The sequence below is a fragment of the Rhodospirillales bacterium RIFCSPLOWO2_02_FULL_58_16 genome (assembly GCA_001830425.1).
Lineage (GTDB): Bacteria > Pseudomonadota > Alphaproteobacteria > Rhodospirillales > 2-02-FULL-58-16 > 2-02-FULL-58-16.
Window position 1 is genome coordinate 1 of sequence record MIAA01000053.1, and the last position, 10,906, is coordinate 10,906.

A 10,906-nucleotide genomic window follows, 5' to 3' on the forward strand; every position below is an offset into this window, starting at 1 on the left:
CCGAATCATCGCCGCCATATGGGTCGTAATAATGCCTCAATCAGCACTCAACCCGGCTTATTAACGGTCGACTAAAGAGGAGTTTTTTTCACGCCTTTTCTTTTTCTCTATTCTCCTCTGTGTCTCTGTGTCTCCGTTCATAAAACGACACTTCCTTCAGTCAACGCACCGGGAGTTAGGGTGCGCAACAATGATCTGAAGCGGAAACGACCGTCCCGTCGCCGCAAAAGTATGATTTGTCCGGGTATTGCCCAAAGTCCTATTCCACTCATGCCTTCGGCCACACACAACGTGCGGAGCAGTGTTTCTTGAACTCACTCACGCCGAGTACGCCCCGCTTATGTGCTTTTGATTCCGGTACGGCAAGCCGTTTATTGACCGCTTTCATCGGTGCTTCCCACATTTCGCACGGGTCCAGTGTCCGGTTGTCAAAAAGGACAAGCAACACGGAATCGCACGGACTGTCGCGCTTGATTGTCCCAATCGTCCCGAGACGCCGCCCCGGATTTGCTTCCATGTCGCAGGCGCGCCCCTTTATCTGGATGCGCTGCTGCTTTCCTTTCCGGAGTTGGCGCGTTGCGTCGTATCCGAGTGTTCGGGGCGGAGCAAGTTCAAGGTTGAGGATTTCGGCTGCGACATACTCGGCCACTTCCCCCGTCACGCCGAGCGGCTTGCCGGTGAGCTTGTAATATTCCGCCGCAAGCGGTTTCACCGTGGCGAGAATTTTGCGTACGCGATGGGCCGCCTTGAGGGCGTCCAGGCTTTTCCACTTCTTGAGATTTTTGCCCTGTTCGGCGTCACGCATGGCGGTCAGCGTTTCCTTGTTGGGCATTTTTACCTCAAACGGCAAACCGTGCCGGAACTTGACCTGCTTATAGAAAAGGGTGATCGCCTCGGTGGAGGTCAGGCCAAGCGCATCGAATACAGCTTCCGCCTCATGCTTAAGATCAGGTTCGACGCGGGCGCGGATCATCTCGGTTTTAGACATGGCAAACCTCCAAGGTTATCAAAACGTATCACAATTGGGATACAATTTCAATACTCCCCCACGATACAGCAGGCAATCATCATATGGAAAATACGCCATGGAAATCGTTTAGACGGGACAGAACGCCGATTTACAACTCCCCTCCGGCTTCTTAAGCTTGTTTCATGTCCAACGGACCACTCAGCGATTACCGGGCCAACCTCGACGCCGGCGGACTCAAACCCGATCAGGCGCAAGGGCTGGCCATCGAAAAGCTGCAAAGCCTGTACCACGGGCTGAAGGGGTATGAGCCGACGGCCGGCCTGTCCGGCTGGAAAGACCGCTTCGGCCTGACCCGCCGCCGCGAGAATCCGCTGCTGGGACTGTACATGTTCGGCGGCGTCGGGCGCGGCAAGACCATGCTGATGGATTTATTCTTCCGCTCGGCCCCCGTCGAACACAAACGCCGCATCCACTTTCACGCCTTCATGCGCGAGGTCCACGCCAAGCTGCACGAGTTGCGCCAAAGCAAAAAACAGGTAACCGACCCCATCCCGCCGGTGGCCGCCGCCATCGCCAAGGAGGCATGGCTGTTATGCTTTGATGAGTTTCAGGTGCTCGACATCGCCGATGCGATGATTCTCGGACGTCTGTTCGAGGCCTTGTTTGATCTCGGCGTGGTGGTGGTGGCTACCTCCAACCGCCCGCCCGACGATCTGTACAAGGACGGCCTGCAACGAAACCAGTTCCTGCCCTTCATCAAGCTGATCGGCGAGAAGCTGGACCTGCTGCAACTTGACGGCAGCGTCGATCACCGGCTGGAGCGCATGCGCGCCATGAACGCCTACATGTTTCCCAGCGACCAGGATACCGACCGCGAACTGGGAAGCTGCTTCAAGCGCCTGACCAACGGCGCCCGCGCCGCTCCCGACCGCGTTCTGGTCAACGGGCGCGAGGTTAGAATCCCCCTGGCCGCCGACGGCGTAGCCTTCGGCTCGTTCAGGGATTTTTGCGAGCAGCCGCTGGCCGCCGGCGACTATCTGGAGATCGCCTCCAGCTTCCACACTCTGGTGATGAGTTCCATCCCCCGCCTGAACGCCGAAAAACGCAACGAAGCCAAACGCTTCATCACCCTCATCGATACCCTTTACGATAACCGGGTAAAGTTCATCTGCTCCGCCGATGTCCCGCCCGATAAACTTTATACCGAAGGCGAAGGAGCGTTCGAGTTCCAGCGAACCTCGTCGCGGCTGATCGAAATGCAGAGCGAGGAATACATGGCGAAGGAGCGAAAGTTATAAGGCGGCAACCCCCTTGGCATCTTCCATCTTATGTGTATGATGCCTCGCCAACTCACCCTTGCGGGATGGCGGCATGAAAATCACCGAAGCATTAACTTTTGACGATGTACTGCTGGCGCCCGCCGCTTCCGGCGTGCTGCCCGGCGAAGCCGACACCGCCACCTGGCTGACCAAAACCATTCGATTGAAAATACCGCTGGTGTCGGCGGCCATGGATACGGTCACCGAGAGCGGTCTGGCCATCGCCATGGCCCAGGCCGGCGGCATCGGCGTCATCCACAAGAACATGGAGCCGAACAAGCAGGCCGCCGAGGTGCGCAGGGTCAAAAAGTTCGAATCCGGCATGGTCGTCGATCCCTTCACCATCCACCCCGGCGCGACGCTGGCCGACGCCCTGAAAATCAAGGAGATACATAACATCTCCGGCATTCCCGTGGTCGAGAAGGACAGCGGCAAGCTGGTCGGCATCCTCACCAACCGCGACGTGCGCTTCGCCGAAAACCAAAGCCAGCCGGTTGCCGAGCTGATGACCGCCCATACCGCGAACAGGCCTCTGGTCACCGTCAAGGAAGGTGTCAGCCGCGACGAAGCCCGTCATCTACTGCACCAGCACCGCATCGAAAAGCTGCTGGTGGTTGACGGCGATTATCGCTGCATCGGCCTGATCACGGTAAAGGACATCGAAAAAGCCGCGCGCTACCCCGACGCCTGCAAGGATTCGCAGGGCCGTCTGCGCGTCGCCGCCGCCGTCGGCGTCGGCGATAACGGCATCGCCAGAAGCGAGGCGCTGATTGACGCCGGCGTTGACGTTATCGTCGTTGACACGGCCCACGGCCACTCCATCGGCGTCATCAAGACGGTGAAGCGCATCAAGAAACAAAACGCCGACATCCAGGTGGTGGCCGGCAACATCGCCACCGGCGACGCCGCCAAGGCCCTGATCGACGTCGGCGCCGACGCCGTAAAAGTCGGCATCGGCCCCGGCTCCATCTGCACCACGCGCATGATCGCCGGCGTCGGCGTGCCGCAACTGACAGCGATCTTCGATGTGGCCAAGGTATGCCGCAAAAACGACGTGCGCCTGATCGCCGACGGCGGCGTCAAGTACTCGGGCGATCTGGCCAAGGCCATCGCCGCCGGCGCCGACTCCATCATGATCGGCTCCCTGTTCGCCGGCACCGACGAGAGTCCGGGCGAGGTGTTTCTCTATCAGGGACGATCCTACAAATCCTATCGCGGCATGGGGTCGCTGGCGGCCATGGCCGGAGGCTCCGCCGACCGCTACTTCCAGCAGGATATCTCAAACAGCCTCAAGCTGGTGCCTGAAGGCGTCGAGGGCCACGTTCCCTACAAGGGGCCGGTGGCCAACGTCATCCACCAGCTTGTCGGCGGACTACGCTCGTCGATGGGCTACACCGGCAACCCCAACATCGCCGAGATGCAGAAGAACTGCGAGTTCCTGCGCATCACCGGCGCCGGCCTGCGCGAGAGCCATGTTCACGACGTTAAAATCACCCGCGAGGCCCCGAACTACCGGGTCGAGGATTGACTCCGGGCGCCCGCATCCGGGCCGCCATCGAACTGCTGGACAAAATCGAGGCGGCGGCCTTCCCCGCCGACGGCGTCATCGCCTCCTACTTCGGCAAGCGGCGCTACGCCGGCGCCAAGGACAGACGCGCCGTCAGGGAAACAGTATTCGCCGTCCTGCGCGCCCGCGCCCGCCTCGACCGGCGGATCGGACCCGACGCTTGTCCGCGAACCCGCCTCATCGCCCATCTCGCCATCAGCGAAGGAATGGGGGCGAAGGAGATCGAGGCTCTTTTCAGCGGCGAAGGACATCATTCCGCTCTCCTGTCGGCGGCGGAAGAATCTTTGGCCCGCCTCGCCCCGCCCCTTGAAACTCCGGAAATGCCGGCTTCAACGGCGCTGGAATACCCCCTATGGCTGGATCGCACCTTGCGCCGGAGTTTCGGCGAAGCCTTGGCAGGCGAAATGGCGGCGCTCAACCTTCCGGCGCCGTTGGACGTGCGCGTCAATATCTTGAAATGTTCACGCGACGAAGCGGCGCGGATGCTTTGCGCCGATGATATTGTCTCCCGCCCCACCCCCCTTTCGCCGCTCGGCCTCAGACTGGAAAGCCGCGTCCGCCTGGAAAGCGCCGCCGCCTTCCGTAACGGCCTGATCGAGGTCCAGGACGAGGGTTCCCAGCTTGTCGCCCTGCTGGTCGGCGCCAAGCCGGGAATGGCGGTAGCCGACATCTGCGCCGGCGCCGGCGGCAAGACCCTGGCGCTGGCCGCCGCCATGAAAGGAGAGGGAGAATTGGTCGCCGGCGATGTCTCGACGCGGCGCATGGCGGCTATGGGTAAACGCCTGTCCAGAGCCGGCGTGCAAAACGTCACGCAGACAGCGACAGTGACGGGAGACGAATATCGAGGGCGTTTTGACCGCGTTCTGGTTGACGCGCCATGCTCCGGCGTCGGCGTCTGGAGGCGCGACGTAACCGCCAGATGGCGGCTGACCGCAGCGGAGATGCAAGAAATCATCAACCGCCAACGCGCCGTCCTTACCGCCGCCGCCTTGCTGCCCAAGGCGGGAGGGCGGATGATCTACGCCACCTGCTCGCTGCTGACCGACGAGAACGAAGATCAGGTCCGGTGGTTCCTGGAAAACCATCCCGGATACAGCGTCATCCCGGTCATCGGAATATGGAGTGACATTATCGGCGGAGAATGTCCGGTCAAGGGGCCGTACCTGCGTCTCAGCCCGGCGGCGACCGGAACCGACGGCTTCTTCGCGGCGGTGCTGGAAAGAAACTAATTTACCGGACGGTGAATGATTGCTGTTTCACGGTCTGGCCCAGATGTTTCACCAGCACCGGAACCATGTTTTTAACCAGAACGGCGCCGTCGGAAGCGCCGAGATCGGCAACCGCCCACGCCTGCCACAGGCTCTTGCCGTTGGTTTTGTCTTCGATAGTGACGTCAATGCGGTATTGACTCGGCGTCGTGATCGAAGTGCCGCCGCGCCCCTTGTTGAGAATGCCGCCCTTCTGGCTGTTGTACACGTTAAAGCGCGCCTTGGCGTCTTCGCCGCCCTCATAGCCGCCCTTGGCGGACAGCTCCAGAAGCGTGCGCTTGCCGTGATCGGACCATGCCCCAAGCTCGTCACGGGTTTCGAAAGTCAAAATCAGATCGGCGCCCGGCGAAACCGTGTAACCCCCGGCCCGCAAGGCTCCCTCGAATTCCCGAACCAGGACCATGTTCTCATCGGAGTTATCCATGGCGCGAACGGCAATCGGCATATTGGCCGGCAGCGGCTTGTAGGAAACCGAGTTCAACAACCCGTCGCCGTTGTTTTCGGCGAACGCCGACACGGAAGCCAGGACGATCAGACATGCCGACAACCATCCGATACGCTTCATGAGTCTATTTCCGATGCATTCCATGGATTACTTATGACAGGACGCCCGTATTAATCAAGACGTTTGGCGAGCGGGCCGCCGGAGGCGGGCCACGATCCGTGCAGGACGGCGCGACTTCCTTCAAACACCAGATACCCCTTGCGCCCGTAATGGGGTAGCGGGCGCAGCAGGGCTTCAAGCGCTTCGGCGTTATTGGCGGCGATGACCAGCAACGGCCTGTTCCCGCTATGACGGGCCGCCCATACCCCGGCGGAGCCGCGCCCGACCGTCTCGATGGGCGCCCCCTGCAATCCGGCGGAGTACAGAAAGTCCTCCACTTCGGAAGTCATGCCGATAACCAGCAACGGCGCCGGCGGAAGATCGGCGGAAGCAACTTCAAAACGGGGCGGCGCATCCATCAGACGCGCCGCCAGCTTATGCGCCGCGTCAATGGCCTTGCCGTCGGCGGACAGGATCATGGCGACGGCGTCAGAAGCCAAGGTCAAGTCCCTGACGATGGGCGGCGTCTCGGCGGCGTCAAGGCGGCGGAAGATATCAAAGTCCGGGTCGATGGCGATGACAAGCGGGCGGGATTCGGTATAAATCTCATGGCGGGCATTACCGGAATCCACAGAGATATCAAACCGCTTTGCGCCCGCCTCGGTCGTCACCCTGACCGGAACCTTCATGACATAGGCAGGGTCTTCCTGGGCCAGCGTAAAGGTTATGCGAAAAGCATCCCCTATCCGCTCGCCGGTCGCCTCCGTCAAGATCAGTTTGGGAGCGCCGGCGCGGCGCAGCCACTGGTCAAAAAAGACTTTCAGTTGACGGCCTGACTCCTGTTCGAATGCTGATCGGATATCCTCCCAGGAAGCGGTGCGGAACTTCATCGTTTCCCAAAAACGGCGAATGGCGGCGTCAAACGCCTTGTCCCCCAGTTCGCGGCGCAGCATGTGGAAAACATAAGCGACCTTGTTGTAGCCGATCACTTGCGAGGCGTCGTGCACCTTGGTCATGAACTCCGCCGCCGGACGGTCGCGCCCGGCCGGCAAGGCGGCGTAGTCCCTGAGCCAGCCCAGCCGCATTTCCTTGCCGGCCTCGTCCCCTTCCCCCAAGGCGTAGGCGTAATCGGCCATGAAGGTGGTCAACCCCTCGCCCCAGTTGCCGGTCTCGTAATCGATATAGACCCCGTTGCCCCACCAGTTATGCGCCACCTCGTGGCCGAGGGAGATGTGGCGGATGAACGGCAGGCGCAACACCTGCTTGCCCATGTAGGTAAGCCCGGCGAAGCCCAGCCCCACCGGCAACGGGCCGGAAACAATATGAAAGGAGGGGAACGGATAGTCGCCGATCTGCCGGCGGTAGAGATCAATATAGCCGGCGGTTGACTCAAGGTAGTCGCCCGCCATCGGGGCGATCTCCTGATGGAAATAAGTGCGCAGGCGAATATCTCCGGAAAACCGCTCTTCTACGATATAGGGACCGGCCAGCAGCATCAGCCCCGGCGTCGGCGTCCTGGAGGCAAAGACGGCACGGTAGACGCCGTTATCCGTCTTTTCTTCCATCAACTGTCCGGGCATCACCGCTTTTTGCGGATCGGGAACCTCAACAGCGGCGCTATAGGTGAACTCCCCGTCGCCGAGGCGCGGATACCAGGAAGCCGAGTCGGGAAGATAGCTGCCGTCGGGAGAGGCGACCGGCATTGACGGATCATTGCCGCCGGGGTTCTCAGGCAAGGGCGAAAGCGTCCCCTTGTAGTCAACAACCAGCCGGTGTTCCCCGCCGTTCGCCGACGCTCCGAGGTCCACCCGCAGGTCGTCGCCGATACGCGAGGGAGATAATTGCCGCCCGTCCACGGTAAAGGACGTGATCTCGAAAACGGAGGAAAGGCGAAAGGCAACGCTTCCCTGCCCGTGAACCCGCATAATATCAGTGACGGCGAGGCTCTGCGCCTTCGGATCGAGTTTTATCTCCATGTCGTGGTGCAAAACGGGGTCGGCGGCCCCGGCAAAAGTCGGCGCCGTCCACAACCCCATAAAGGCAAGCGCCGCCTTCAAAATAACATGACGATGCTTCATTGCCGGGGCGGAAATCTGGCGATGATTTCGATAGTCTCGTCGCCGCGCTTCACCGTGAGGGGAAGCCATGTGCCGGGCGCCTGGCGGCTGACGATTTCAACCAGTTGTCCGACCTTGGCGACAGGCTCTCCGGCGGCGGTCATGATCAGGTCGTCTTTCATCAGGCCGGAGGTCTCGGCGATGCTTTTGTCCACCATCTTGTTTATAAGCACGCCGCCGGCGGCGTCTTCGATGTAAACGCCGAGCTTGGGCCTGTCCGGCTTCCTGGTCTTGTCGGGCGCGGCCAGACCGAAGACGGCGTCGGCGACCTGATGATTCTTGATCGGCTTGAGGTCCGAACATTCCTGGCCGTCATCCCACGGCAACAAGACGGCGGCGCCGGGCAGACCCAGGTCGGCAAGCTGATGGGGAATGCCGAAGCCGTATTGAATATGCCCCTGGCCGACGATGCCGACCACCAGCGGCGCGCCGCCCCTGAAACGCACTTCGGCGATTTTTTGGGCCATCGCCCTGTCCCACAACACCTGCGACTCAACGAAGCGGAGGAACATGGGATTGTTCCGCATTTCAGGAACCGGAAGGGCCTTGATTTTATCCGCCTTGTCGTGTTCGGAAGCGGTGGCGGATTCGGGTTTGCCCTTGTCGTGCATGCCGAATACCGTGGACAGGAAGTCGAGATAGGATTCATCGGCCGGCGCCGGATCGCTTAGCCCTTCGCGCTCGCCTTCGGCTATCGCCTTCCATCCCTCCCCGGCAATCCTGGCGATCAGCTTGCGGTCGATATTCATGGCGACCATCGGAACGCGGTGAATGCGGGCAAAATCGAAAAGCCCCATGTACAGGCCGGCGTCAAAACGCCAGATATCGTTCCATTCGACTTCCTTGAGGAAGGCTTCCTCGGTCAGGTCGCCGCGAGTCCACTTGTCCAATACCGGCTGAAAACGGCGGGGAAACGACTCAAAAGCGAGGACCATATTGGGATTTTGCGCGTGCATGGCGGCGATAACATGAAGTTGCCAGCTATGGTGCTCCTTGTTGTCGTGGGTCTCGCCGAGAAGAACCACGGGCCGCTTCGCCATGCGGGCGATCATCTCCGCATGGGCGACGGTCTTGCCGGAAGCCGGCTCCAGCCACCTGCCCGTGGGTACGCAAACATCCGAGGCCTGCGCGGCGGCGGCGCACACGCAAAACAGACCGATAAAGAGAAAAATAATTCGACGCATCAGGAAAGCATGTTTTTGACTATGGCGCCGGCCTTGGCGAAGTCCATGCATCCGGCGTGGCGTTCCTTGAGGACGGACATGATGCGGCCCATGTCCTTGAGGTTATTTGCTCCCAGTTCCGCGATAACGCCCTTGATAATGTTCTCCATCTCGTCGCCGGCGATCTGGGCGGGCAGGAATTGTTCGATGATGGCGATTTCTCCGGCTTCCTGTTCGGCCAATCCGGGCCGCCCGCCTTTTTTGTACATAACGATGCTCTCGCGGCGTTGCTTGATCATTGATTGCAGCATGGTGAGGATGGCGTCTTCGGTTATGCCGTCATAATTTCCCTTGCCGCGTTCGGCGATATCACGGTCTTTAAGCGCGGCAAGAATCAGGCGGACGGTGGCCACGGTTCGCACGTCCTTGGTCTTCATGCCGGTTTTCAAGGCGTCGCTGAGTCGATCACGGAGCATGCTCCATCCCCTTTCGGCAATTTCCGGGAAAGCGAGGATCATACCTAATCAAGTCGCGCAATGCAACTGATTGATTCTGCGTAACCCACTGAAACAAAACAACATTTTTACGTCAATAAGATATTGACGACGGCACGGCTTTTGCTTTAGACATCCGAGCGACGCCTTAAACCCGTTGTCTTAACGGGACGCGCCAGTATTTAAGGACACGCCGCCCATGTCCGCCGAAGCCGCCCCTCATCTACCGGCCCCAAAGGCCGTTCGTCCGCCGCAAGCGGACGCCGCTCTGGTTCTGGCTGACGGATCGGTTTATTGGGGACAAGGACTGGGCGCCGTCGGCGTGGCGGTCGGCGAGGTCTGTTTCAACACCTCCATCACCGGCTATCAGGAAATTCTTACTGATCCTTCATACGCCGGGCAGATCATCACCTTTACCTTCCCCCACATCGGCAACGTCGGCGCCAACCCGGAAGACATCGAGTCCCGCTCGCCGGCGGTACGCGGCTGCGTTTTGCGCAGCCCCATCACCGAGCCTTCCAACTGGCGCGCCGCCAAGCATCTCAACGTCTGGCTGAAGGCCCGCAATCTGGTGGCCCTGGCCGGCGTCGATACCCGCCGGCTGACCCGGCGCATCCGCGACGGCGGAGCGCCCAACGGCGCGCTGATCCATCTGCCCGACGAGAATATCGACACGGACTCGCTGCAAACCATGGCCCGCGCCTGGCCGGGACTGGCGGGCATGGATCTGGCCAAGGAAGTGACCTGCCTTGAACCCTACGAATGGTGGGACGAAGGCGAATGGTCCATCAAGGGCGGCTACGTCAGTCAGAAACATCCGCGCTTTAATGTGGTCGCCGTCGATTTCGGAGCCAAGCGCAACATCCTGCGCTGTCTGGCCGCCGCCGGATGCGCCGTCTCCGTTGTGCCGGCCTCCGCTTCGGCTGAGGAAGTGCTGGGACGCAAGCCGGACGGCGTGTTCCTGTCCAACGGCCCCGGCGATCCGGCGGCTACGGCGGAATATGCCCTGCCCATGATCAAGGCGGTGATGGAGTCAGGGACTCCGCTGTTCGGCATTTGCCTCGGCCATCAGTTGATGGCCCTGGCGCTGGGATGCTCCACTCACAAGATGCACATGGGCCACCGGGGCGCCAACCATCCGGTCAAAGACCTGGAGACGGGAAAAGTGGAGATCACCAGCCAGAACCACGGCTTCGTCGTTGATCGCGGCAGCTTACCCAAGGGCGTCATCGAGACCCACGTTTCTCTGTTTGACGGCTCCCCGGAGGGCATCCGGGTAGAGGGCAAACCCGCCTTCTCCGTCCAATACCACCCCGAAGCCTCCCCCGGACCGCAAGACAGCCGTTACCTGTTTGAGAGATTTACCAAGATGATGGAACTGAACGCCTAGAAAGCACCGAAAGAGAAAGCACCGTTTTATGAACCACATAGCGTAATTCCGGTGGTCACTCTCCCGAGCCTATA

At 60.7% G+C, this 10,906-nt stretch carries 9 protein-coding genes; 4 read left to right on the forward strand and 5 right to left on the reverse strand.

Features of this window, described 5'->3' with window-relative positions:
* Window positions 1-268: 268 nt before the first annotated feature.
* A complete protein-coding gene (locus A3H92_13380) occupies window positions 269-760 on the reverse strand; it encodes a hypothetical protein (GenBank protein ID OHC73219.1) in 492 nt (163 codons plus the stop codon).
* A 392-nt stretch (window positions 761-1,152) separates the two neighbouring features.
* Here A3H92_13380 and A3H92_13385 point away from each other — a divergent pair, with 392 nt between their 5' ends.
* From A3H92_13385 to A3H92_13395, 3 genes are all read left to right on the forward strand, one after another.
* Window positions 1,153-2,268: a cell division protein ZapE gene (locus A3H92_13385; protein OHC73212.1), complete on the forward strand. Its 1,116-nt coding sequence runs from the start codon at window positions 1,153-1,155 to the stop codon at window positions 2,266-2,268.
* Between the two features lie 73 nt (window positions 2,269-2,341).
* Complete coding sequence (locus A3H92_13390; protein OHC73213.1) at window positions 2,342-3,817, forward strand: IMP dehydrogenase; 1,476 nt, start codon at window positions 2,342-2,344, stop codon at window positions 3,815-3,817.
* Entirely contained in the window at window positions 3,814-5,085 is a 1,272-nt protein-coding gene (locus A3H92_13395; GenBank protein OHC73214.1) for a hypothetical protein, read from the forward strand. Before A3H92_13390 ends, A3H92_13395 begins: the two co-directional genes overlap by 4 nt.
* Window position 5,086: 1 nt before the next feature.
* Here the strand turns inward: A3H92_13395 and A3H92_13400 are convergent, their stop codons facing one another.
* Genes A3H92_13400 through A3H92_13415 form a run of 4 tightly spaced genes read right to left on the reverse strand, consistent with a single transcriptional unit; the run spans window position 5,087 to window position 9,424 of the window.
* Complete coding sequence (locus A3H92_13400; GenBank protein ID OHC73215.1) at window positions 5,087-5,689, reverse strand: hypothetical protein; 603 nt, start codon at window positions 5,687-5,689, stop codon at window positions 5,087-5,089.
* Window positions 5,690-5,739: 50 nt separating this feature from the next.
* Window positions 5,740-7,746, reverse strand: a complete 2,007-nt coding sequence (locus A3H92_13405; protein OHC73216.1) for a hypothetical protein — start codon at window positions 7,744-7,746, stop codon at window positions 5,740-5,742.
* On the reverse strand, window positions 7,743-8,969 hold the full coding sequence (locus A3H92_13410) for a hypothetical protein (protein ID OHC73217.1): 1,227 nt from the start codon (window positions 8,967-8,969) through the stop codon (window positions 7,743-7,745). The genes A3H92_13405 and A3H92_13410 overlap by 4 nt, the downstream gene beginning before the upstream one ends.
* Window positions 8,969-9,424, reverse strand: coding sequence for a glutamyl-tRNA amidotransferase (locus tag A3H92_13415; protein ID OHC73220.1), 456 nt, complete (start codon window positions 9,422-9,424; stop codon window positions 8,969-8,971). Before A3H92_13415 ends, A3H92_13410 begins: the two co-directional genes overlap by 1 nt.
* Window positions 9,425-9,641: 217 nt before the next feature.
* On the opposite strand from A3H92_13415, the gene A3H92_13420 reads away from it, so the two are divergent.
* Complete coding sequence (locus A3H92_13420; protein ID OHC73218.1) at window positions 9,642-10,832, forward strand: carbamoyl phosphate synthase small subunit; 1,191 nt, start codon at window positions 9,642-9,644, stop codon at window positions 10,830-10,832.
* The last annotated feature ends 74 nt before the right edge of the window (window positions 10,833-10,906 follow it).

What these genes read in the sequence shown, in the direction of transcription:
- A3H92_13390 (OHC73213.1), top strand. Translation starts at nt 2,342, where the DNA reads ATGAAAATCACCGAAGCATTAACTTTTGACGATGTACTGCTGGCGCCC.
- A3H92_13415 (OHC73220.1), bottom strand. Translation starts at nt 9,424, where the DNA reads ATGCTCCGTGATCGACTCAGCGACGCCTTGAAAACCGGCATGAAGACC.
- A3H92_13405 (OHC73216.1), bottom strand. Translation starts at nt 7,746, where the DNA reads ATGAAGCATCGTCATGTTATTTTGAAGGCGGCGCTTGCCTTTATGGGG.
- A3H92_13420 (OHC73218.1), top strand. Translation starts at nt 9,642, where the DNA reads ATGTCCGCCGAAGCCGCCCCTCATCTACCGGCCCCAAAGGCCGTTCGT.
- A3H92_13385 (OHC73212.1), top strand. Translation starts at nt 1,153, where the DNA reads ATGTCCAACGGACCACTCAGCGATTACCGGGCCAACCTCGACGCCGGC.
- A3H92_13400 (OHC73215.1), bottom strand. Translation starts at nt 5,689, where the DNA reads ATGAAGCGTATCGGATGGTTGTCGGCATGTCTGATCGTCCTGGCTTCC.
- A3H92_13410 (OHC73217.1), bottom strand. Translation starts at nt 8,969, where the DNA reads ATGCGTCGAATTATTTTTCTCTTTATCGGTCTGTTTTGCGTGTGCGCC.